Here is a 21,525-nt window from a genome sequence, read left to right as displayed (position 1 = left end):
TAAGCCATATCGGTTATATGAATAGCAGGATATAAAGCTTGCCCGGTATATGCTGAAGTTAGATAATCCGGGCCTCGAATGACTGATTTATCGATATAGCGACCATTCTGACGATGGCATTGAATCATTACCTGTTATTGCTGGTCGGTGCCGTGCTGGTGAACAACGTGGTGCTGGTGCGTATTCTTGGCCTGTGCCCGTTTATGGGGGTTTCCAAAAAGCTGGAAGCCTCTATCGGCATGGGCATTGCCACCGCATTTGTGCTGACACTGGGCTCGGGCTCTTCCTGGCTGATTGACCAACTCCTGGTGAGCTGGCATCTGGAATACCTGCGCACACTGTCTTTCATTGTGGTGATTGCCGCGATCGTGCAGTTCACCGAGATGTTCATCCACAAAACCAGCCCGGTGCTGTACCAAGTGCTGGGCATCTACCTGCCGCTGATTACCACCAACTGCGCAGTGCTAGGCGTGCCGCTGATCAACTCGGCGCAGCGCTACAGCTTTACTGAGTCACTGGTTTTCGGCTTTGGTTCCTCCTTCGGTTTCAGCCTGATCCTGATCTTGTTTGCGGCAATTCGCGAACGACTGGATGGCGCTGACGTGCCTGCGCCGTTCAAGGGCACGCCAATCGCATTTATTACCGCCGGCTTTATGAGCCTGGCGTTCATGGGCTTCGCAGGCCTGGTGAAGTAACGTCTATCTATGCTTACCTTTACTCTTGCTCTCGCCATCATGGCGGCTTTGGCGGTACTGCTTGGCGCAGTGCTGGGCTGGGCTGCCATTCGTTACAAGGTCGACGAAGACCCGCTGGTTGATAAAATCGACGCCGTGCTGCCGCAAACGCAGTGCGGTCAGTGTGGTTTTCCTGGCTGCAAACCGTATGCCACCGCCATTGCCAATGACGAAGCAGACATCAACCGCTGCCCGCCGGGTGGCGAAGACGGTATTCGCAAGCTGGCCGATTTGCTCGGCAAAGAATTCAAACCGCTGAACGCAGAAAACGGCGAAGAAAAACCCCGCGCAGTGGCGATCATTGACGAAGCCACCTGTATTGGCTGCACTTTGTGCATCCAGGCTTGCCCGGTGGACGCAATTGTTGGCGCCGCCAAGCATCTGCATACCATTGTTTCAAGCGAGTGCACTGGTTGCGAGCTGTGTATCGCGCCATGCCCGGTGGATTGCATCTCCATGCAAACCGTTGGCGAAACCGTGACGACCTGGAAATGGCGTTATCCCGTCATTCCATTGACTGTAAAGGCCGCCGCATGAACGCCCGCGCTGAACTGGCCAATAATTTCTTTCCGTTTCACGGTGGCGTACATCCACCGGAACACAAAAACGAATCCACCGGCACGCCAATTATGGCAGGGCCAATCCCCAAGCAACTGGTGGTGCCGCTGCATCAAAGCATTGGCAATATCGCCAAGAGCCTGGTGGCGGTGGGTGATCTGGTGCTGAAAGGGCAGATGATTGCCGCAGCGGATGGCTCTGTCTCCGCCGCCGTGCATGCGCCCACATCCGGCAAAGTAGTAGCGGTTGGTCCGCAACTGGTGCCACATCCGTCCGGCTTGCTCGAGCATTGCATCACCATCGAAAGCGATGGTGAAGACCGCTGGATTGAACGCAACCGCTTTGACTGGCGCAATGCCGATGGCCGGGCGATTCGCGATTATTTGCGCGATATGGGCGTGGTGGGTCTTGGCGGCGCGGTATTTCCGTCGCACCTGAAAATTGGCGGGGCCAAAGAAGGCCTGGATACGCTGGTCATCAACGCGGCCGAATGCGAACCCTTCATTACCTGCGACGACATGCTGATGCGCGAACGCGCTGTGCAGATTGTCGAAGGCATCAAGATTGTTCAGCAACTGCTGCAAGCGCGGCAGGTGCTGATTGGCGTGGAAGACAACAAGCCCGAAGCTGTCGACGCCATGCGCGCGGCCATTGCGGTGTGCGAATTCCCGATTCAAGTGGTTGTGGTGCCGACGCTGTACCCGTCCGGTGGCGCCAAGCAACTGATCAAGTTGCTGACCAACAAAGAAGTCCCGTCCGGTGTGCGCTCTACCGATCTGGGCGTGCAGTGTTTCAACGTGGCGACGATCTACACCATTTATCGCGCCATGGAACACGCCGAACCGGTCATTAGCCGCGTGGTAACGCTGACCGGCAATGTCGAGCGTCCGGGCAATGTCGAGGCGCTGATCGGTACGCCGATTGATGACTTGCTGGCCTTTGCCGGTAACAAAGCTGATTCGGATGCCTATATCTACGGCGGCCCGATGATGGGCTTCGAGATTCCAGGTACGGATGTCGGTCTGTCCAAGGCCGGTAACTGCATCATCGCCAAGAGTGGCGCGCTATTCCCGCCCAAGCCGGTGGAAATGCCATGCATACGCTGCGGTAAATGCGCTGATGCATGCCCGGCAGAATTGCAGCCAATGGATCTTTACTGGTTCGGCAAGAGCAAGAACTTTGGCAAGGCGCAAGAACGCAATTTGTTTGATTGCATCGAGTGCGGTGCTTGCGCGTATGTATGCCCATCCAATATCCAGTTGGTGGATTACTTCCGCTTCTCCAAGTCGGAAATCTGGTCCGCAGAAAAGCTCAAGAAATCCGCCGATCAAGCGCGTGAACGCCACGAATTCCGCATCTTCCGTGAAGAACGCGAGAAGCGTGAAAAGGCCGAACGCCTGGCCGCAAAAGCTGCACAGAAGCATGATGCAGCCGCAGCTTCCAGCGATCCGGCCGATGCCGAACGCGCTGCCAAGATCAAAGCCGCCATGGAACGCGCTGCAGCCAAGAAGGTAGAAGCCGCTGCCGCGCAAGCGGGTGCTGATCCGCTGACGCCGGTTGATCCGGATGCCGTGAGCGTACCGGTGAGCGAAGCCGTTGCCGCACCTGCGCCAGAACCGGTAGTCAGCCAGCTTGATCCGGAAAAAGCCGAACGCATTCGTCTGGCCATGGAAAAACGCGCCGCCGAAAAAGCTGCACTGGACGCCTTGAGCCCGGAAGAAAAAGCGGCGCGTGACGCTGAAAAGAAAGCAAAAATTGAAGCTGCGATGGCGGCTGCTGCCGCCAAGAAAGCGGAAAAAGCCGCAGCGCAAGCACAGCAAGACAAGAGCGAGTAACCGCTTGATGCCTGATGTCCGCACGCAGCCCAAAACATAAAGAAAAGCTCAACCGACGATGAACACATCCCCGTTCTTTATCAAACCCACGCCACTGCAAGTGGTCATGTTCAAGGTCGCCGCCGCGCTGGTCCCGGCGATTGTGGTTTACACATGGTCCTTCGGCATTGGCATTCTGGTGCAAATTGCACTGGCGACGGCCACTGCGCTGGCGACTGAAGCGTTCTGCCTGAAGCTGCGCGGCTATCCGATCAAGCCGTTTGTGACTGATGGCTCGGCCATTGTCACTGCATGGTTGATGGCGTTGTCGTTCCCGCCGCTGGCTCCATGGTGGATGATTGTGGTGGCTGCTGCGTTGTCGATCAGTCTGGCCAAGCACATGTACGGTGGCTTGGGCCAGAACACCTTCAATCCGGCCATGGTTGGTTTTGCCATCATGATCGTGTCTTTCCCGGCGCAGATGTCGCGCTGGGCCGCGCCATTGGGTGTGGCACCGCAGAGCATGGATTGGTCCGCGCAATTGTCGTGGATTTTCTCCGGCCAGTTGCCTGCCGGTTTGACGTTTGATGCCGTGGCCTCGGCCACGCCGCTGGATACCGTCAAGACTCAGCTGATGCAACACGCCAGCATGAGCAATATCTTTCACGAGCCGCTGTTTGGCATGATCGGCGGCGTGGGTACAGAATGGATTACCGCCGCGTACTTGCTGGGTGGTTTGTACCTGTTGTGGCAAAAGCTGATCCCTTGGCAGATTCCGGTGACTTTCCTGGCGGTGCTGGGCGGCATGGCGGGGATTTTCCACCTGGTTGACCCGGCACATTACACCTCGCCGATGTTCCACTGGTTCAGCGGTGCGGCCATGCTCGGCGCCTTCTTCATCGTGACTGATCCGGTAACTGGCCCGACCACGCCGCTGGGCCGCGTTATTTTTGCAGCGCTGATTGGCTTGCTGACATATTTGATCCGCGTGTTTGGTGGTTATCCGGACGGCGTGGCGTTTGCTGTGCTGATCATGAACCTAGCCGCACCGTTTATTGACCAATACACCCAACCTGCTGTGTTTGGTCGCAAAGGCAAACAGAAAAACGCCGGGGCCAAATCATGAAGACGATGGTTGCCAATGGCGTGCGTGGCGCGCTGACTTTGCTGGCGTTTACGAGTGTGTTCACGGCCTTGATGGCGGGAACCTACGCGCTGACCAAAGACATTGTGGACAAGAACCAGGCGGATGCAGAACGCGCCTTGATTGCCCAGGTACTTCCGGCCGGGTCGTACGACAATAATCTGCTAGCCGATAAAACCATGGTGCCCAAGGCTGAAGCGGCCGAATTGGGTAACGCCGACGCGTCCCCGATTTATCTGGCCAAAAAAGCCGGGAAAACAGTAGGTGCCGTAGTTGAAGCCACCGCCCCGGATGGTTATGCCGGCAAGATCAAATTGCTGATCGGCGTGGCACCTGATGGCCAGGTCCTGGGTGTGCGCGTGGTAGATCACAAAGAAACACCCGGTCTGGGCGATTATATTGATTCCAAGATTTCGAACTGGATAGACCAGTTCAATGGCAAAGGCTTGGGTAATCCCCCGCTGGAACGCTGGAAAGTGAAAAAAGATGGTGGTGACTTTGATAGTCACGCCGGTGCAACAATCAGCCCGCGCGCGGTCGTTAAAGCGCTGGGCAAAACCCTGGTTTACGTCACTGCGCACAAAGCGCAGTTGTTTGGAGGCGCTGCATCATGATTACCCGCGACGAAGTCCGTGCGATCACCAACAACGGGGTGTGGAAGCAAAACCCCGGCGTAGTGCAGATTCTGGGTATGTGTCCAACGCTGGCGATGACGACTTCCTTCGTCAATGGCACCAGTCTGGGCATTGCCACTGCGCTGGTCATGGCATGTTCCGGCGGCGCCGTAGCGCTGTTACGCCAGTTTGTGCCGAACGAACTGCGCAACCCGATCTACATCCTGATCATTGCCGCCGTGGTGACCGTGGTGCAGCTGGCCATGAATGCCTATATGCATGCGCTGTACAACGTGCTGGGCATTTTTATTCCGCTGATCGTGACCAACTGCATTGTGCTGGCCCGGGCTGAGGCGTTTGCCTCCAAGAACGGCGTGATCCAGTCCACCATGGATGGTTTCATGATGGGGATAGGCGGCACCGTAGTGCTGGCAATGCTGGGCGGCGCGCGTGAAATTCTCGGCAAAGGCACGCTGTTCTCGGGCATTGATCTGGTGTTTGGTGCCTCGGCCAAAGCCTGGGTGCTGCACATCATTCCGGCAGACTGGAACTATCAATTCCTGTTCATGATCCTGCCACCGGGCGCATTCATTGGCCTCGGTTTGCTGGTGGCTGGCAAGGCCGCGCTGGATCGTCGCGCTGACGCCGCTGCCCGTCGCCGCGAGGCCGCCGCTTCCACCCCGCTGGCCGCCTGATACCGGGCCGCCATGCTATACGGGCTGGCGATCATTCTCGGGTTTCTGGTCGCCGGTGAAGCTGCCAGTAACTTTCTGCACTTGCCGCTGCCGGGCACCGTCTCAGGCATGATTCTGTTGCTGGTCTGGTGCCTGCTACGCAAAGGCGCCGATCAGCGAGTGGCCCAAGCGGCTACCGGTCTGCTGCGTTATCTCGGACTGTTCTTCTTGCCTGCAGGCGCAGGCTTGCTCGAGCTATCTGGTTTGCTGCGCGAGCAGGGCGCTGCCATGGCTGCGGTGCTGGTGTTGTCCACCGCGATCACCTTGCTGGTTACTGCATTGGTGCTGGCGTGGTTGCTGCGCCGACGCAACCCTCAGGGTGATTACCCCTCATCTGGCGAGGGCGAAGCATGATGAATGGCTGGCAAGCGCTGCAGACCTTCCCGGCCACCTGGATCGCGCTGACCTGCGCGGCGTACCTGCTGGCGGAATTTCTCTATCTCAAATCTGGCCGTTTTCCGTTACTGAACCCCGTGTTGGTGGGCATTGTGCTGGTCATGGCGACGTTGCTCGCCTGTGGCGTGCCATATCGGGTGTACTTCGAACAGGCCAGGTTGATTCATTTCTTGCTGGCGCCAGCCACGGTCGCGCTGGCAATTCCGCTCTACGTCAATATCCAGCGCATGAAAGCCATTGCCGGGCCGTTGCTGATTGCCGTTGGCGTGGGCAGTGTGGTGGGGATTCTCTCTGCATTGCTTTTGGGCCAGTGGTTTGGCTTGTCACATCAAGTCTTGATATCGTTTGCCCCCAAGTCTGTAACGACTCCGATTGCAATGGCACTTTCGGCCAAGTCCGGCGGGTTGCCATCACTCACGGCGGGGATCGTAATCGTCACTGGCATTTGTGCTGCAATCTTGTTGGTGCCACTGCTACGAGTGTTGCGCATACACGATGAGGTCGTGTACGGCGTGGCCGTGGGTGTTGCCGGGCATGGCATTGGCACGGCGCGGGCTTTTCAGCTCTCAGAAACAGCCGGGGCGTTTGCCGGGCTGGCGATGGGTTTGAATGGGGTGCTGACTTCTTTACTGCTACCGCTGATTCTTGCTTTGCTGGCATGAGCAGTCGGCAGCAAGATCAGGCCAATTCTTCAAAAGCAGAGCTGGCTGGCAAATCCGGCTGGTAAGCACTGACTTGCCGCTCCGCCAGCGTGTGGCGGGCCGCAATTTTATTCATGGCTTCGTCTTCCATTGCCTGCGCCTCGGCGGCCACGCTCAGTTCTTCGGGTGACGGCGTTGCCGGTCCTAAGGTAGCGGCCATAATGATGCGGGCTTTGCGCAGCGTCTCTTCTGGCGTGCGCCCCCGTAGCAAATCAATTTTTCTGCGGCCAAACACCACCGAGCGCATGCCGTCGGGCTCAACGGTCAGTTGATAGCGCGGTGCCCCAGGCAACACTGCCATGGGTTTTGGTTCTTGCGGGATATCGTCGGCGTGCGGTGATCGCGACGGGTGTTCTTGCTGGCGCCGTTGTGAGTGCCCATCGGCTTCAACGCCAGAGTCGTCGCGGCTGGCGCGTGCCTGTCCTCGTTCGCCCTCGGCTTGGCGGGTATCACCAGCGGTCCCGCTGCCGGTCGGCGCCACATGTTCAGACGCAAGCGGAGCACGCAGGCTGGCCGCCAGGATCGGTGCAGCGACTACGGTCGGGGCGGTTGGTGTCACTGGCGCGGTGTTGGCCACGGCCGGAACTCCTTGAATCCAATCATCTTATTGTAACGATTGGTCTGTTTTAGTCCCGCTTTGTCAGTGGTTTTTGCAAATTCAAGTGATAAGCGGTCGCCGGGTCTCAGACTTTCAGTAGTGCCTCGCGCCCCGGCAGCCAGCGTTCCAGATGAGCCTCAGCGATTCCTTTTTGCCCGGCCAGCAGCGTTTCTGCGGCTTCGCGGGCGGCGTCGAGCAAGTCGGCATCGCGTTCCAGATCGGCAAAGCGCAGCATGGGCACGCCGGACTGACGCACCCCTGCCAATTCACCTGGGCCGCGCAATTCCATATCCTGGCGGGCGATTTCGAAGCCATCGGTGTTTTCGTAGATCACTCGCAGCCGCGCCTTGGCGTTTTCCGATAGCGGGCCGCTGTACAGCAACACGCACAGCGAGGCGTGCGCACCCCGGCCTACACGGCCGCGCAATTGGTGCAGTTGCGACAAGCCCATGCGCTCGGCGTGTTCAATCACCATCAGGCTGGCATTGGGCACGTCCACGCCAACTTCAATCACCGTGGTGGCGACCAGTACCTGGATTTTGTTAGCGAGAAAGTCCTCCATCACCGCTGCTTTTTCCTCGGTCTTCATACGGCCGTGAATCAGGCCGACCGCAATGCCATTGAGTTCTTCGGTGAGCGTCGCGTGGGTATCAACGGCGGTTTGCAGCTGGATGGCTTCGGATTCTTCAATCAGCGGGCACACCCAATACACCTGGCGGCCTTCATCGACCTTGGCGGCGATGCGCTCGATGACTTCATCACGACGCGAGTCGGAGATCAGTTTGGTGACAATTGGCGTGCGGCCAGGCGGCAACTCGTCGATCACGCTCACATCCAGATCAGCGTAAAAGCTCATGGCCAGCGTGCGCGGGATCGGCGTGGCCGACATCATCAGTTGATGTGGGCTATTGCCTTTTTCGCGCAGTGCCAGCCGTTGCGCCACACCAAAGCGATGCTGTTCATCGACAATCGCCAGCCCCAGATTGGCGAATTCCACCTGGTTCTGAAACAGCGCATGCGTACCGACAATCAACGGTGCGGTACCGAGTGCGGCATCTTCCAGTGCGGCGCGTTTGGCTTTGGCTTTAAGGCTGCCGGTCAGCCACGCTACGCGGACATTGAGCGGCTCAAACCAGGCGGCCAGCTTGCGATAATGCTGCTCGGCCAGAATTTCAGTGGGGGCGAGAAACGCCACCTGGTAGCCGCATTCAATGGCTTGGCAGGCGGCCAGCGCGGCCACCACGGTTTTACCGGCGCCGACGTCACCTTGCAGCAAACGCTGCATCGGATGCGACTGGCCCAGATCCGTATAGATTTCGTTGAGTACTTTGCTCTGCGCGCCAGTCAGGCCAAACGGCAAACTGGCCATCAACTGTTTGGCCAGTTTGCCTTTGGGGCGCAGCACAGGCGCGTCTTTCTCACGCCGCGCCGCGCGAGCCATGCGCAGGCTCAGTTGCTGGGCCAGCAACTCATCAAACTTCAGCCGCCGCCACGCCGGATGGATGCGTTCGGTGAGCTGGATATTGGGGATGTCAGGCGTCGGGTTGTGCAGTAACAGCACACTGCTGCGAAAGTCGGGCAGACCCAGCGGATCGTAAATGGCCTCGGGTAGCGTGTCACGCAGAGTGCAGCCCGCCAGCGCCTGATGGATCAGCTTGGTGATCTGGTGCTGCGCCAGCCCGGCCGTGGTGGGATAAACCGGGCTGAGTGCCTCGTTCAACTGGGTGCGGTCCGAAATACTGCGGATTTTCGGGTGGACCATTTCATCCCCCCAAAAACCATGGCGCACCTCGCCATACAGCCGTACTTTTTTGCCAACGGTGAGTTGTTTGGCCTGGCTGGGATAAAAGTGGATCAACCGCACCACCAGCACACCGCTGGCATCGCTGACGCGGGCGACCAGTTGTTTGCGCGGGCGGAACTGGATATCGCAACTTTGTACTTCACCTTCCACCAGCGCGGGCGCGCCAAACGGGGCTTCGGCAATAGCGAATAACTGCGTTTCGTCTTCATAACGCAGCGGCAAATGCAAAACCAGGTCGAAAGCACGCGTCAGGCCCAGCTTGGCCAGCTTTGCTTTCAGGGCAGGGGCGAGTTGCGCAAAATCCATAACGGGTGGGCGTGAACGCTCGTTCTATTGGGCGCTACTGTAGCGGGTTTGCGGGTTGCGCCGCAAACAAAACCGTTCAAACCGCATGACAAAGCGTAGGGTTTGCAGACTTTGTCTGCGAACGCGTCCAGTGCGGTGCGCATTAATGCGCACCCTACGCGTGTTATCGGCTGGGCTGTTTCCCTGTTACTGCACCTTTACTGCCGGGGTTCTGGCGGAAAGTTGTTTGTAGATCAACTGCTGGCGTTTTTCTTCCAGGCGTTTTTTGATTTCCGGCATGGCTGCCAGAGTGGCGCGCTCGCCTTCGAGGATGGCCTGGTTTTTCTGGTCAAAATCGCTCGGGCCAATCTGCCCGACCTTGGGGCGGATGATGACATCGGCGCGCGCCAGTTCTTGTTCGCCCAGCTTCTGGCCCATGATGGCAATCGACTGGGTAACGATACTGACCATGCTGCCCGGGGCTTTGCCATTGGCTTTGGCCGAGATATCCACCGCAATCACAAAGTCCGCGCCCAGTTGTTTGGCGGCATCGACCGGCACCGGGCTGACCACACCGCCATCCACATAATGCTTGCCGGAGATCAGTACGGGTTCGAACACGCCGGGAATGCTGCTGGAAGCGCGCACGGCCTGGCCGGTATTGCCGCGTACAAACACGGCTCGATTACCGGTTTCCAGTTCGGTCGATACGGCGGCAAACGGTTTGTTGAGTTTTTCCAGTGGCCGGTTGTTAACCAGTTGGTTCACAAAGTCCTGCAGCTTCTGGCCTTTGACCAACCCGCCGGATAATAGACTCACATCGCGCACTGACGATTGATCCAGCGAGAAAGCACGTTCCTGCAGGGCGAAAGCATCCATACCGCTGGCGTACAGGCTGCCGACCACGCTACCCGCACTGGTGCCGGAGACGACATCCGGCGAAATGCCATTGGCTTCCAGCATCTTGATGACGCCGATATGGGCAAAGCCCTTGGCCGCACCACCACCCAGCGCCAGACCCACACGAACCTTCACCGGTGGCAATGGCGGCAGCGCGGCAACTACGGCGGGCGGTGGCGTGGTGCCACAGGCGGCCAGCAGCGCGGTGACTGCCAGAATGGCGGTCAGGGATTTGAACGGGTGCTGCAATTTCATAGGTCTTCCAGAGATTCAACAAACGCAGTACGACCATCGCACCGCCATTTCACATCTAGGTGGTACAGCCGGATGCCGTAAACACGTTGCGGATCATCGGCATACGCCGGGCGCGGGTCTTGGGCAAGCACTTCAATAATCAGTTCGCGCAGGTCGGGATATTTAGGCTGCGCAGCCAGGCACTGCTGGTCGGCCTGCTCACTGAAGGCGACGGCCAGGCGTTCGGGTTCGCCACCGACAAAGCCGCTGCGCGCATCGGGTTGGCTTTCGACGTACGGAATATAGGGTTTGATATCGAGGATAGGTGTGCCGTCAACCAGATCCACCCCTCGAAAAGTCAGCTTCACCCCGGCGCCGGTATCGATGGCCGCCAGTTCAACCAGCGACAAGCCAATCGGGTTTGGCCGAAATGGTGAACGGCAGGCAAATACGCCAACGCGCTGATTGCCACCCAGTCGCGGTGGGCGCACGGTGGGGCTCCACTGGCCTGCAGTCTGGTGAAACACAAAGGTCAGCCACACGTGGCTAAAGGCCTCCAGCCCGCGCACGGCCTCGGCGCGATCATAAGGGGCGATCAGTTGCAGTTCACCGGTGGCGTGCGGGGCCAGGCTGGGCTGGCGCGGAATGCCGAACTTGTCGGCGAACGGCGTGCGCAGATAGCCAATTGGGGCGAAAGAATAGGTGTCTTGAGTCACGGGGGGCGATTTTGCCACTGTGGCCGCCATTTGCCCATGACAGCCGTTGAGTGGCGGGGCGCAGGCCTGCTCAAGTAATGGATGGTCTTGTTGTGTGCACAAAACAAAACAAGCCCCAAACGGGGCTTGTCAGCTGACGGAGGCAGATCGCCAATGCCTAGCGCGCGCCGCCCAGCACGCCAACCAGTTGGTTGTAGCGCTTGTAGAGGGCTTTTTCTTTACCGGCCGAGGCGTCGGGGCTGGATTGCTTGTCCAGCGTCAGGCGGAACAGATCGTAGAACAATTGCAGATCGGTGACTTCACGCAACTGGCGGTTGGATGAAGGCAAAAAACCGGACAACTCATCGGCGTAATACAGCTTCTCTTTTTCATGCATGGCATTGGCGCCAGTGCGGCCATAGTTCAAGAAAAAGTTACTGATCTTCTGTTTGAGCCCGGCCGACAAATCTTTGCGCATGATCAGCGGATCGTACGAGAACGGCGGGGATTTCCAGATCACGCGCAGATTCTGGTAATCGCGCGGATATTTGTCGTGCAGCTTTTCCAGATCGTCGCTATTGGTTGCAGCCACATCCGTGCGCTTGTCGACCAGTGCCCGGAAATTATCTTCGCTTGCGCCGTAAGTGACGTCCTTGAAGAAGGGCTCAATCAGCACGTTGTTCTTGGCAAAGGCGTAGTACTGCGGAATCAGATATCCGGCCGTCGAGTCCCGTGTGCCGGTGGCATAACGCCAGCGTTTGGGCGAGCGCAGCACTTCATCCAGCGAGGCCGGGCCGTCTTTGCGGGTCAGCAGTACCGAGCGGAACTCCGACACACCACCAGTGAGCGCCAAACGGGCAAAAATCTCGCCTTGGTTCTGTTCCACAGTACTCAGTGCCGCCTGGGTACCCAGACGCGCAATCTGGATATGGTTTTGCGCAAATTCGCTGAGCAGCTCTTGTTCGGTCTTTACCGCGACCAGCCGGGCGCTTTGCCCGGTGGCTTTGGCCAGATCGTCCACAATGGGCTGCCAGTCGGCCTGGGCTTCTTCGGTGCCGCGTCCCGCCAGAATGCCTACTACAATTTCAGCGTGCGCTGAGACGGTAACAAGCGACAGGGTTAGCATAAGTGCGCGCAATAACATGACCCTTGGCCTTATCGGTTTTTTGTAAGCGGGCAAGCTTATAGCGCCTGTGTGACCCTATTGTGACAAGTTTGAAACGTCTGTTTGAACGCGTCGTAACGGCGCATCGCTGGCTGGTTTGAATTCCCTTTTCATCAAGGAGCAACTGTCATGCCGTTAGTCAATATCAAGATCGCTGGTGAGTTGAGTCGCGATCAAAAGAAGCAAATCGTCGAGGAAATCACCGGCACGATGGAGCGGCTGGCCCACAAGCCTCGCCAGTACGTGGTGGTGAATTTTGATGAGACCAAAGAAGAGAACTGGGGCTGGGGTGGAGTGATGCTGGATGGCAAAGGCTAGCGCGTTGCAACTGCGTCCAGATGCAGCAAAGTCAGGCCCGTTGCCAGGGCGGCATCGGGCCTGAAGATGTGGAAAGTGCCTTAGTGCTTGAACGGCACGCCGAGCGCATCAGTGAGCGGGCCATTGATATAGTCGGCCAGCTCGTTCAGCCGTCGTTGCAGGGCCACGATTTCGCCGCGACTGGCTCCCGGGTTGCGTGCAAAGCTCTCCGGTAACGCAGTCAACGCCAGGCGGGTATTGACCAGTTGATCGTGCAAGGCATCGACCACGGCACTCTGGCCGCGCGAAGCCAGCAGGTCATCAAAGCCGATTCCGGACGGTGAGCCGAACAGCACGTATTCGATACCGTCAATACTGGCCGCAATACCCGCCTTACTGGTGTCCGAGCGCCAACCAGGAAAGTCCGCTGGCGGTGGATCAAGTTCGCCTGCTGCCAGTTGATGGTCGGCAATAACGCGCGCACCGCTGGCGGCGTGGCTGATTGCTTCGGTGAGGTACGGCGTGTGGTAGGCGGGATTCTGTGTCAATCCGTCGTGCAGTGAGTTCCACTCGTAAATCAGCGTCTGGCCACGGCGCGCCAGTCCCAAAGCAATCCAGCGCCCGAACTGGCACGTCTTGCCCCGCTGCAGCGCAGGTAAAGGGGACACTTTGCCGTCGCCAAACAGCAACTGTTCCAGCGCGGGCAAGCCGCTGGCACCGAGCGCAATGCCTGCGGTCTCGAAAATGGCTTTGGGTGTGGCAGGGTCATCCGGCGTGGTGAGGATGGCCTTTTTCAGAATGGCCTCATCTACCGGGCCGCCTTCAAACAATGATTGCACGGCAGTTTGCCGATTCGGGCCCAAGTGCAGCGGTGCGATGCGATTCCACGTATTGCTGGTGTCTTTCCAAGCCACTTGCGCGGCTTGCAGGGTGGTTTGATCCGGACTGGCGCACAGCTCGGTCATGCGCTGACCCAATTGCGCGGTGTTATTAGCCAGCGCGCGCTGGGCCGGCATGGCGACGTCATTGAACAAACTCAGCGTCAACTCAGATAGCGGTACTTTGGGCGTATCTGCCAGCACCGGGCCGGCAAGCAGTACGCTGAACAGAACGATAAAGCGATACCCCATGGTGGATCCATCCGTCTTGTGCCGGAAGCCGTCGCCGTACGCGCGGCGTATCCGTTTGTTTTGATGATTGTTCCTTCACACTGCGGGGCTCATCATAACCTGAGTATGCAAGCCCAGGAATGCCCGCCGGATTCCTTGATTTTTGGCGTTGGGCGGGCGACACTGGCGCGCTCTGATGTGATCGAAATGGATGCAATGCAATGGCTTTTTATTTTCGCCCCGACGACGTACCAGAATTACAAGGCCTGACTCGCTGGGAACAGCGCGTATTGCTGCGCGGTACCTTCGTTAAAGAACGGCTGATTTCCACCGTGGTATTGCTGCTGATCGTGCTGGCTTCGGTCGAATTCCTGGTTAACCCGCTGGTGCATCAGTTTGTGCCAGGTGTTAGCAATAGCTCACTGCCGTATATGGCGATTTTGCTGGTCTGGCTGTTTTTGCTGATCTGGCTGCGCGATACGGTGATGATGAATCTGCTGCGCAACAAGATTGGCGCCCGCCGCGCCCAGCTTGAGGCTGCTGCGCCGGTCAGTGATGCTGCCAATGAATAAGTTGTTTGCAGGTCTTGCGCTGGCCTTTGCCGCCATAGCCCCCGCTCATGCACTCACCGTGGCCATTGATGTCGGCCATTATCTGGATGCGCCCGGCGCAACCAGTGCCTATGGCGTGACCGAATTTACCTACAACAGCAAACTGGCCGATGTACTCACCGAGCGCATGCTGCTGGCTGGTTACGCGGTACGGTTGATCGGTGATGACGGCGCCAGCAAAGACCTGCAAAAACGTGCCAAGGCTGCAGAAGGCACCGATGTGTTTATCTCGCTACATCATGACTCTACCCAGCCCCAGTTTTTGCAGGAGTGGGAAGTCGACGGCGAGAAGCACAAATATTCTGATCGCACGCACGGGTTCTCCGTGTTCGTCAGCAAGCTCAACCCCAAGTACGACCGTAGCGTGGACTGCGCCCGGGCCGTGGGCAAGCAGATGAAAGCGGGCGGGTTTGAGGTAAACACCAGCCACGCCGACAAGCTCGAAGGCGAGAGCCGGGAGTGGGTCGATCAATCGGCGGGTGTATATGCGGCTGATTTTGTGGTGCTGCGTGCCACCACCATGCCGGCGATTCTGCTGGAGTCTGGCGTGATCGTGAATCGCGTCGAGGCCAAAACGCTGGACCAGACCGTGACCCGCAACAAGATTGCCGATGCGGTGATTGCGGCTTTGGGTGAGTGCATGAAAAAGTAAATGGTGGAGGAGGGCGAAGGGGGAGCCTGTAAGTTCTGCCGACTCTCGCCCAACCTTTACATCGTCATTCCCGCCAAGGGGCCGCCCAGGTCGAGAACAACGAAATAAGGGATATGCCCAGTCCGCAGGCACTTACTACCGAAGCCACCTCACACCTCCTCCCTCACTCCGGCTACAATTGGCGGTTTGCTGATTCCAACATACCGACCCAACCATGCGTACCTCCCAGTTTTATCTCAATACCCTGAAAGAAGCGCCTTCCGAGGCGGAACTGACTTCGCACAAACTGATGGTGCGTGCTGGCTTGATCAAGAAGCTGGGCTCGGGCCTGTACACCTGGATGCCGTTGGGCCTGCGCGCGCTGCGCAAGGTGGAAACCATCGTGCGCGACGAGATGAACAAGGCCGGCGCGCAAGAAATGCTGATGCCAACCATCCAGCCTGCCGAACTGTGGCATGAAACCGGCCGCTGGGCCGTGTTTGGCCCGCAAATGCTCAAAATCAAAGATCGCCATGACCGCGATTTTTGTTACGGCCCGACGCATGAAGAAGTCATTACCGACATCGCCCGTTCCGAAGTGCGCTCTTACAAGCAACTGCCGCTGAATCTGTACCAGGTACAGGTGAAGTTCCGCGACGAAATCCGCCCGCGTTTTGGCGTGATGCGTGCGCGTGAATTCGTGATGAAAGATGCGTACTCGTTTGATGCCGATTTTGATGCGCTGCAAGTCAGCTATCAAAAAATGTACACCGCGTACTCCAACGTCTTTAATCGTTTGGGCCTGAAGTTCCGTGCGGTAGCGGCGGATTCTGGCGCGATTGGTGGCGATGGCAGCCATGAATTCCAGGTGCTGGCCGACGCTGGTGAAGACTTGCTGGCCTACAACCCGGATTCGCAATACGCCGCCAACGTTGAACTGGCTGAAGCGCTGGCGCCGACCACACCGCGTGCCGCTGCCGCAGAAACCATGCGTGACGTCGATACGCCCAAGCAAACCACATGCGAAGCCGTGGCCCAACTGCTGGAGATCGGCATTGAGCGCACTGTCAAACTGATCGCGCTGGTCACTACTGAAGGCCAGTTCGTGATCGTGCTGCTGCGTGGCGATCATTCGCTGAACGAAGTCAAACTGGGCAAGGTTGAGGGCATCGGCGAGTTCCGCTTTGCCACCGAAGAAGAAATCCGCGCTCGTTTCAATTGCCCGCCCGGTTTCCTTGGTCCGGTGAATATCGATGCGGATATCAAAGTGATTGCCGACCGTACCGTTGCGGTCATGAGCGACTTTGTTTGCGGCGCCAACAAGCCCAAGTTCCACTTGGCTGGCGTCAACTTTGGGCGTGATCTGCCAGAGCCACACATTGTTGCCGACGTTCGCAACGTGATTTCGGGTGATCCTTCGCCAGATGGCCAAGGCAAGCTGGAACTGTGCCGTGGTATTGAAGTCGGCCATATCTTCCAGTTGCGCACCAAGTATTCCGAAGCCATGAATGCGACCTTTGTTGGTGAAGACGGTCAGGCCAAGTTCTTTGAAATGGGCTGCTACGGCATTGGCGTATCGCGCATTGTGGCGGCGGCCATTGAACAGAACTACGACGATCGCGGCATTATCTTTACCCAAGCCATGGCACCGTTCAGCATTGCCGTGGTGGCGGTTGGTTATCACCGTTCCGAAGCGGTCAAAGCCGCTGCCGACCAACTGTATGCCGATCTGCAAGCCGCTGGCGTAGACGTGCTGCTGGACGATCGCAACGAGCGCCCGGGTTCGATGTTTGCCGATATGGAACTGATCGGCATTCCGCATCGCATCACCATTGGTGACAAGGGTCTGGCTGATGGCATGGTCGAATACGTAGCGCGTGCTGGCGGCGAAATGCAGAAAGTGGCGCTGGCCGATGCGGTTGCCTTTGCCCAAAAGCAACTGGCTTGATCGGGTAACCGGTAGGGCGGGGGTAATCCGTCATAAACAGTTTCGTAGCCCGGATGGAGCCCGCAGGGCGGGAATCCGGGATCGCAATGCATCAACCGGCAATCCTGCATCTGGATTTGCCAATATCGCATCCCGGATTCCCGCGAAGTTTATGCCGAGAATCGGCCTCCATCTGGCTACAAGGCTTGTTGCCATCTGAGTTGTGAATGAACAATCCGTATTTCGACGAACCGCTGGTGCTGGTCGATCTGGAAACCACCGGCGCCAATGCCGCGTTTGATCGCATCACCGAAGTCGGTATCGTGCAGATCGACGAGCGTGGCGCCCGCGTCTGGGCCAGCCTCGTCAATCCGCAGCGTACTATCCCACCATTCATCCAGAGCCTGACCGGCATTAACGACGCCATGGTCGCCAACGCACCGACGTTTGCCGAAATCGCCGAAGAAGTGCTGCTCAAGCTGCATGGTCGGGTGTTTGTGGCACACAACGCGCGCTTCGATTACGGCTTTCTCAAAAACGAATTCAAACGCCTGGGCTTGCCATTTCGCTCGCGCGTGCTGTGCACGGTAAAGCTCTCGCGCAAGTTGTATCCGGCGGAGCACAAGCACAGTCTGGATACGCTGGTGGCGCGGCATGGTCTGGTCATTGAAGGCGATCGTCACCGGGCGCTGACCGATGCCATTCTGTTGCAACAATTTCTGGATGCCGCCCAGCGCGACCACGGCGCGCCCGTAGTGCGCGAGGCGATTGCCGACCTGACGCGGCAACCGGCATTGCCACCTGCCATTGACCCGAGCGTGATCGATGACATCCCCGAAACACCCGGCGTTTACCTGTTTTATGGCGAGAACGACGCGCTGTTGTATGTCGGCAAAAGCACCAGCATTCGCAAACGAGTGTTAAGCCATTTTTCGTCGGATCATCGGGCCAATAAAGAATTGCAGATTGGTCAGCAAATCCGCCGGATTGATTGGCAGGAAACCGCGGGTGAACTCGGTGCGCTGTTACTGGAAATGCAGCTGATCAAAACCCGGCTGCCGATCTTTAACCAGCAATTACGCCGTACCCGTGAGCTATGTGCCTGGCACCTGACTGAGGTTGATGGCTCGCTGCTACCCAAACTGGTGGCGATGGATGAGCTTGATCTGGCCAGCGAAAGTTTGCGTCAGCAGTTTATCTTTGGGCCATTTCGCAGCAAGCGCGAGGCGCAGAACACACTGACCAAGATCGCCGATGCACACGGCTTATGCCGCCAATTGCTGGGGTTGGAAAGCAAACCCAAGTCAGGCTCTGGTCCGTGCTTTGGCAATCAGTTGCGTCAATGCCGTGGTGCCTGCGTGGGCAAAGAGCCGCTGTCGCTACATAACGCCCGCATTCTGGCCGCGCTGGCCAAACACAAGCTGGCGCTGTGGCCTTATGCCGGGCCGGTTGGGCTGGTAGAAGGCAAGGGCGAGAGCGAAGTGATGCAGGTGGTGGACCACTGGTGCTGGCTGGGCACGTTGCAAGATGTCAGTGAACTGGCTGAGCTGGTCGCCAATCCGCGCCCGGCGTTTGATATTGATACCTTCAAGTTGATCCAGACCGAAATCAAGCGTGGGCGCTTTCGGGTGGTACCGCTGGTTTAACGTGGTCAGGCTTGCCAGCTGGGGCTGACATCGCTGCGCAATAACCGGAACGGCTCCGGCGGTGCTACGCCATAGCCTTGCGCATAATCCACGCCCATGTCGCGCAGGGTGTCGGCAATGGCCTGGTTTTCCACAAATTCGGCGACTGTCTTTTTGCCCATCAAATGGCCAATCTCGTTAATGGCACCGACCATGGCGCGGTCGATCGGGTCACTCAGCATGTCTTTGACAAAGCCACCGTCAATTTTCAGGTAATCCACCGGCAGATGCTTGAGATAGCCGAACGACGACATGCCCGCGCCAAAATCATCCAGCGCAAACTTGCAGCCCAACTCAGACAGTTGCTGCATGAAATGGGTGGCGCGCGTCAGGCTGGCGATGGCGCTGGTTTCGGTGAGCTCGAAACACAAGCGTGAGGCGTCCACGCCGCTGCGTTTGATCTGGTCCAGCACGTAACCGAGGAAATGTTCGTCGCCAATGGAAGTGCCCGACAGATTGATGGCACAGATTGCCAGCGGTTCCAGCCCGGCGCGGTCGCGGGCGCTGAGCGTTTCCAGCGTATTGCGCAACACCCAGCGGTCGATCTCCGGCATCAGGTTGTAGCGCTCTGCGGCAGGGATGAACGCCATGGGCGGGATCATCTGGCCTTGGTCATCGCTTAAGCGCAGCAGCACTTCCACATGACGTCTGCCTTGTTCGCCCTTGAGGCTGACGATTTCCTGCGCATACAGCCGAAACTGGTTTTTCTCGAGTGCCCGGCGCAAGCGGTTAACCCATTCCATCTCGCCGTGACGCTGACTGACTTCGCTGTCTTGTGGCGAATACAGCTGCATGCGATTACGGCCTTTTTCCTTGGCCATATAACAGGCGGCGTCGGCGGCGCGCAGTGCTTCTTCCGGTGTCATCGAGGCATCGGCCATTTCGACGAGACCGATACTCACGCCCACCGTGAATGACTGACTACCGAAGGAGAACGGGAAGTCCAGCACCGTTTGCCGTAGCGTTTCAGCGATGCGGGTAGCGGCATCGATGGAGCAGTTTTCCAGCAATACGCCAAATTCATCGCCACCGATGCGAGCCAGCGTGTCGGATTGGCGCAGATGCTGCTGCAACACCCCGCTAAGCTGCCGTAGCAATTCGTCGCCGGCGGCATGTCCACAGGTATCGTTGACGATCTTGAACTGGTCCAGATCCATAAACATCAGCGCGTGCTCGGCGGCACGTTGCACCAGGCGCGCATGCAAGGCCGATAAGCGCCGCTCGAACTCGCGCCGGTTCACCAGCCCGGTGAGGGCATCGTGGCTGGCTTGCCAGGACAGGCTGGCGGCGTATTGCCGCTCACGCGTGACGTCATGCAGCACCAGCACCACGCCGGTTACCCGGCCGTCGCGGTCATGCACCGGCGCGATGGCACGGTTGACCGATATCTCAGAGCCATCGTTGCGTACCAAATTCAGGTCGCGATCCATCGGTGCGGCTTCGTAATGCCGAATCTCGCCCAGTAACGACACCGCGGCATTTTCATGCCCCGGGTCCATGGCTTTGAACAGGCTGTCCAGCGGTTGCTGCATTGCCTGATCCCACTGCGTCAGGATCATCCGCTCCGCTGCCGGATTCATGTATTCCACCCGGCCCACGGTATCGGTAGTAATGACTGCGTCGCCAATGGATGCGAGCGTGACCTGGGCTTTTTCTTTCTCGCGGTGCAATGCCGCTTCGGCCGCCTTGCTGCGGGTGACGTCGGTAAATGATCCGGCCATGCGTACCGGATTGCCCGCCTCGTCAAAGAAGGCGCGGCCACGAACCCGAAACCAGCGATAAGCGCCATCGCCCGCATGACCGGTACGCACGCGATATTCGATATCGTGCGGCTCGCCGTCATTAAAGTGGCGGCGGTGCGCGTTCAGAATGATGGTCTTGTCTTCCGGATGCACCCGCGCCAGCCAGGCGTCGGCGCGGTTAGGTAGCTCTTCTTCGGTGACACCCAGCAAATGCCGGAAACGCGGTGAAAACCACGAATGCCCGGTGAGCAGATCCCAATCCCAGATGCCGTCATTGCTGCCGCCAACCGCCCGCTGAAACCGGGCCTCGCTGGCGCGCAAGGCATCTTCGGACTGGCTGCGCTGATGCATCAGTTTGCCGGTGCGGCGCAATGCCAACGCGATCAGGGCAATGGCGGCGATCAGATAGGTGTAGGCAATCCAGCTGCTGGTCTGGCGCAAACCCTTGGCAACGGTGGTAGAAAAACCGTTTTCGATAGGGGTCAGCCGTTCATTGATTTGCTGGATTTCTGCGCGGATTGCCACAATGCGGGCGGGCTCGACATCTTTCTGGCCAGCGCGGTTGTGCAACTCATCGGCCAGGCGCTGCAAGTGGGCGATGTGCTCGTCTGCTTGCGCCCACAAATCAATGGCTTCGTTGATAAAGCCGATATGCCGGAAATTGCGGTACAGCCGGATCATGCCCGGAACGTCTTCGGGCATATTGCCGCCCGCCAGCAGACCTTCGCGTGCGGTGTACAAGTCGGCTTCGGTCATATCCAGCGCCCGGCGGGCGCGTTGATCGCCCAATGGCACGCTGATGGCATTTTCATAAGCCTGGTATTCGCGCTCGTCCAGGGTCGAGGCGTAACGCTCCAGGTAATAGATGGCGTCTTTTTGCCCTTTGGACCACATGCTTTCGCCGCCGACAAAGGCGCGGCCGGCCGAAAGCATGTCCAGGCATGCCCATTGCAGCAGCACCAGCAAGGTGACGATCAGAATGAATGGCCAGGCAATCGGCAGCATGCGCTTGAGATAGGTCCAGCGCTCGGCCGACGTGACTCGCTTGGTTCCTGGCAATGTGTCCCCTCCGGACGAGATGGCTTGCGTGGCTTGTTGTTTTTCTTACATCTGTTCGCGGCAATAGCAATGAAATACTAGCTGGTTT

The 21,525-nt window shown here is 58.3% G+C and carries 20 protein-coding genes; 13 read left to right on the top strand and 7 right to left on the bottom strand.

Going from position 1 to position 21,525, the window contains the following annotated elements; all coding sequences use genetic code 11:
- Nucleotides 1–113 precede the first annotated feature (113 nt).
- From rsxA to P4L78_RS07665, 8 genes are read left to right on the top strand one after another with little or no spacing between them, the layout of a single operon-like run.
- A complete protein-coding gene (gene rsxA / locus P4L78_RS07700) occupies nt 114–695 on the top strand; it encodes an electron transport complex subunit RsxA (RefSeq protein ID WP_283150727.1) in 582 nt (193 codons plus the stop codon).
- A 9-nt stretch (nt 696–704) separates the two neighbouring features.
- Nucleotides 705–1,271, top strand: coding sequence for an electron transport complex subunit RsxB (gene rsxB / locus P4L78_RS07695; protein ID WP_283150726.1), 567 nt, complete (start codon nt 705–707; stop codon nt 1,269–1,271).
- The gene (gene rsxC, locus P4L78_RS07690) at nt 1,268–3,127 is read left to right on the top strand and encodes an electron transport complex subunit RsxC (protein ID WP_309327477.1); all 1,860 of its coding nucleotides are present in this window, start codon (nt 1,268–1,270) and stop codon (nt 3,125–3,127) included. The genes rsxB and rsxC overlap by 4 nt, the downstream gene beginning before the upstream one ends.
- A 58-nt stretch (nt 3,128–3,185) precedes the next feature.
- Nucleotides 3,186–4,232, top strand: coding sequence for an RnfABCDGE type electron transport complex subunit D (locus P4L78_RS07685; protein WP_309327476.1), 1,047 nt, complete (start codon nt 3,186–3,188; stop codon nt 4,230–4,232).
- Nucleotides 4,229–4,864, top strand: coding sequence for an electron transport complex subunit RsxG (gene rsxG / locus P4L78_RS07680; protein ID WP_283150723.1), 636 nt, complete (start codon nt 4,229–4,231; stop codon nt 4,862–4,864). Before P4L78_RS07685 ends, rsxG begins: the two co-directional genes overlap by 4 nt.
- Nucleotides 4,861–5,559, top strand: a complete 699-nt coding sequence (locus tag P4L78_RS07675) for an electron transport complex subunit E (RefSeq protein WP_283150722.1) — start codon at nt 4,861–4,863, stop codon at nt 5,557–5,559. Before rsxG ends, P4L78_RS07675 begins: the two co-directional genes overlap by 4 nt.
- Nucleotides 5,560–5,571: 12 nt before the next feature.
- Nucleotides 5,572–5,952: a CidA/LrgA family protein gene (locus tag P4L78_RS07670; protein ID WP_309327475.1), complete on the top strand. Its 381-nt coding sequence runs from the start codon at nt 5,572–5,574 to the stop codon at nt 5,950–5,952.
- On the top strand, nt 5,949–6,656 hold the full coding sequence (locus P4L78_RS07665) for an LrgB family protein (RefSeq protein WP_309327474.1): 708 nt from the start codon (nt 5,949–5,951) through the stop codon (nt 6,654–6,656). The genes P4L78_RS07670 and P4L78_RS07665 overlap by 4 nt, the downstream gene beginning before the upstream one ends.
- A 16-nt stretch (nt 6,657–6,672) precedes the next feature.
- Here P4L78_RS07665 and P4L78_RS07660 read toward each other — a convergent pair whose 3' ends face one another.
- The 5 genes from P4L78_RS07660 to phnD form a co-directional block, all read right to left on the bottom strand.
- A complete protein-coding gene (locus P4L78_RS07660) occupies nt 6,673–7,272 on the bottom strand; it encodes a hypothetical protein (RefSeq protein WP_283150719.1) in 600 nt (199 codons plus the stop codon).
- 106 nt (nt 7,273–7,378) lie between these two features.
- Nucleotides 7,379–9,403 (bottom strand): ATP-dependent DNA helicase RecG, encoded by a 2,025-nt coding sequence (gene recG, locus P4L78_RS07655; RefSeq protein WP_283150718.1) that lies wholly within the window; start codon nt 9,401–9,403, stop codon nt 7,379–7,381.
- Between the two features lie 186 nt (nt 9,404–9,589).
- Nucleotides 9,590–10,537: a patatin-like phospholipase family protein gene (locus tag P4L78_RS07650; protein ID WP_309327473.1), complete on the bottom strand. Its 948-nt coding sequence runs from the start codon at nt 10,535–10,537 to the stop codon at nt 9,590–9,592.
- On the bottom strand, nt 10,534–11,250 hold the full coding sequence (gene tsaA, locus P4L78_RS07645) for a tRNA (N6-threonylcarbamoyladenosine(37)-N6)-methyltransferase TrmO (protein WP_309327472.1): 717 nt from the start codon (nt 11,248–11,250) through the stop codon (nt 10,534–10,536). The genes P4L78_RS07650 and tsaA overlap by 4 nt, the downstream gene beginning before the upstream one ends.
- 139 nt (nt 11,251–11,389) lie before the next feature.
- Entirely contained in the window at nt 11,390–12,337 is a 948-nt protein-coding gene (gene phnD, locus P4L78_RS07640) for a phosphate/phosphite/phosphonate ABC transporter substrate-binding protein (protein ID WP_309327471.1), read from the bottom strand.
- 168 nt (nt 12,338–12,505) lie between these two features.
- On the opposite strand from phnD, the gene P4L78_RS07635 reads away from it, so the two are divergent.
- The gene (locus P4L78_RS07635) at nt 12,506–12,694 is read left to right on the top strand and encodes a 4-oxalocrotonate tautomerase family protein (protein ID WP_309327470.1); all 189 of its coding nucleotides are present in this window, start codon (nt 12,506–12,508) and stop codon (nt 12,692–12,694) included.
- Nucleotides 12,695–12,774: 80 nt separating this feature from the next.
- Here the strand turns inward: P4L78_RS07635 and P4L78_RS07630 are convergent, their stop codons facing one another.
- A complete protein-coding gene (locus P4L78_RS07630) occupies nt 12,775–13,803 on the bottom strand; it encodes an imelysin family protein (RefSeq protein ID WP_309327469.1) in 1,029 nt (342 codons plus the stop codon).
- Between the two features lie 200 nt (nt 13,804–14,003).
- Here P4L78_RS07630 and P4L78_RS07625 point away from each other — a divergent pair, with 200 nt between their 5' ends.
- From P4L78_RS07625 to P4L78_RS07610, 4 genes are all read left to right on the top strand, one after another.
- Nucleotides 14,004–14,354 (top strand): hypothetical protein, encoded by a 351-nt coding sequence (locus P4L78_RS07625; RefSeq protein WP_309327468.1) that lies wholly within the window; start codon nt 14,004–14,006, stop codon nt 14,352–14,354.
- On the top strand, nt 14,347–15,045 hold the full coding sequence (locus tag P4L78_RS07620) for an N-acetylmuramoyl-L-alanine amidase (RefSeq protein ID WP_309327467.1): 699 nt from the start codon (nt 14,347–14,349) through the stop codon (nt 15,043–15,045). Before P4L78_RS07625 ends, P4L78_RS07620 begins: the two co-directional genes overlap by 8 nt.
- Before the next feature lie 214 nt (nt 15,046–15,259).
- Entirely contained in the window at nt 15,260–16,972 is a 1,713-nt protein-coding gene (locus tag P4L78_RS07615) for a proline--tRNA ligase (protein ID WP_309327466.1), read from the top strand.
- Nucleotides 16,973–17,178: 206 nt separating this feature from the next.
- Nucleotides 17,179–18,597 carry an exonuclease domain-containing protein gene (locus P4L78_RS07610; RefSeq protein ID WP_309327465.1) on the top strand — a complete coding sequence of 473 codons (1,419 nt, stop codon included), beginning with the start codon at nt 17,179–17,181 and terminating at the stop codon, nt 18,595–18,597.
- Nucleotides 18,598–18,602: 5 nt separating this feature from the next.
- Here the strand turns inward: P4L78_RS07610 and P4L78_RS07605 are convergent, their stop codons facing one another.
- Nucleotides 18,603–21,437 carry an EAL domain-containing protein gene (locus P4L78_RS07605; protein ID WP_309327464.1) on the bottom strand — a complete coding sequence of 945 codons (2,835 nt, stop codon included), beginning with the start codon at nt 21,435–21,437 and terminating at the stop codon, nt 18,603–18,605.
- Nucleotides 21,438–21,525: the final 88 nt, after the last annotated feature.

It is taken from the genome of Silvimonas sp., assembly GCF_031291215.1.
Taxonomy (GTDB): Bacteria; Pseudomonadota; Gammaproteobacteria; order Burkholderiales; family Chitinibacteraceae; genus Silvimonas; species Silvimonas soli.
This window is presented reverse-complemented; position numbering and strand designations above follow the sequence as displayed.